Origin of the sequence: Aeromicrobium phragmitis, assembly GCF_003674095.1 — a bacterium.
GTDB lineage: Bacteria > Actinomycetota > Actinomycetes > Propionibacteriales > Nocardioidaceae > Aeromicrobium > Aeromicrobium phragmitis.
On the sequence record NZ_RDBF01000074.1, the window covers coordinates 1 to 471 of the forward strand.

The 471-nt window shown below is 71.1% G+C and carries 1 protein-coding gene; it reads right to left on the bottom strand.

Annotated elements, in window-relative coordinates:
• A partial coding sequence (locus tag D9V41_RS16310) for an adenosine deaminase family protein (protein WP_424922804.1) occupies nt 1-471 on the bottom strand: 471 nt, incomplete at both ends.

Here is a 471-nt window from a genome sequence, read left to right on the forward strand (position 1 = left end):
CACACCGTGCCCCAGCCGGTCGGCCCCGCAACGCTGCACCGCCTGCCAGATCGACGGCAGCCCGAAGGCCTCCCCCGCGTGGATCGTGAAGTGCGCGTTCTCGCGGCGCAGATATTCGAACGCCTCGAAGTGCAGGATCGGCGGGAACCCGTCCTCGGCTCCGGCGATGTCGAAACCGAAGACCCCGCGGTCGCGGTAGTCCACGACGATCTTCGCGATCTCCAGACCGCGTGACGCATGGCGCATCGCAGTCAGCAGCTGTCCGACCACCATGGGCGTACCCGACGCTCGCACCGCCGCCACGCCGTCGTCGATGCCCGCCTGGACGGCGTCGACGGCCTCGGTCAAGCTGAGTCCGGCCTGCTGATGCTGCTCCGGCGCCCAGCGCAGCTCGGCGTAGACCACCCCGTCGGCCGCGAGATCCTCCACCGCCTCGCGGGCCACCCGCCGGAGGTCCTCGGGCCGCTGCAT